This is a genomic window from Lwoffella lincolnii, assembly GCF_002014765.1.
In the GTDB taxonomy this organism is placed as follows: domain Bacteria; phylum Pseudomonadota; class Gammaproteobacteria; order Pseudomonadales; family Moraxellaceae; genus Psychrobacter; species Psychrobacter lincolnii.
This window is the reverse complement of sequence record NZ_MUYT01000026.1, coordinates 1-991: the sequence shown is the minus strand read 5'-3', so window position 1 is coordinate 991 and position 991 is coordinate 1. Positions and strand designations below refer to the sequence as shown.

The 991-nt window shown below is 37.9% G+C and carries 1 protein-coding gene; it reads left to right on the top strand.

Annotation, left to right across the window (positions count from 1 at the left end):
• Positions 1-66 precede the first annotated feature (66 nt).
• On the top strand, positions 67-966 hold the full coding sequence (locus tag B0682_RS09280; RefSeq protein WP_078308454.1) for an Rpn family recombination-promoting nuclease/putative transposase: 900 nt from the start codon (positions 67-69) through the stop codon (positions 964-966).
• Positions 967-991 lie beyond the last annotated feature (25 nt).

The following is a 991-nucleotide window of genomic DNA, read 5'->3' as shown; positions in this document are numbered from 1 at the left end:
TATGGCAATTGCATTCATCATCAGCTATGATTATCACTCATTCCTTTTGGTTAACGGTAAGATACAATGACCGCAATATACATCAATCCCTACACAGACTTTGGCTTTAAAAGATTATTTGGCAGCGAAGCGAGCAAACCTTTTTTGATGGATTTTTTAAACAGCATTTTACCACCCCATCATCAGATTGCTGAGCTGGCATTTAAAAATACCGAACAATTGGGTTTGACACAAAATGACCGCAAAGCAATCTATGATATTTATTGCCACAGCACCACAGGCGAGCAGTTTATTGTTGAATTGCAACGCATCAAACAAGAATTCTTTAAAGATCGTACATTATACTATGCCACCTTCCCCATCACTGAACAAGCCAAAAAAGGCAAAGACTGGGGATATAAACTCAGTGCTGTATATTGCATCAGCATTTTGGACTTTTATTTAGACATCATCTCTTCTGATGTGATACACACCATACAATTAAAGAATCAGCATAATCAGGTATTTTATGATAAATTAACATTCATCTATCTTGAGATGCCAAGTTTTAACAAAACCCAAAATGAACTGACAACCCATCTGGATAAATGGTTATTTTACCTAAAAAACCTAAAGGACTTACAAATGATACCCAATGTTTTTAAAAATGACACTTTATTTCAACAAGCCTTTGAACAAGCCAAAATTGCAAACATGAACCGAGAAGAATGGGCAAGATATGAACACAGCCTAAAAACTTACCGAGACAATACAGCAGCGGATGCTTATTTGGCCAAAGTGTCCTGGCAAGAGGGGCGAGATGTGGGGTTGAAACAGGGAATGGAAAAAGGTATGGAAAAAGGTATGGAAAAAGGCATAGAGCAAGCCACGCTAACCACGGCCAAAAACTTAAAAACCCTAGGACTGTCCATGGAGGTCATTATCCAAGCAACAGGGCTAAATGAAGACACCATCAATCAATTATAAACGATTATCAGTATCCTAGCTGCCA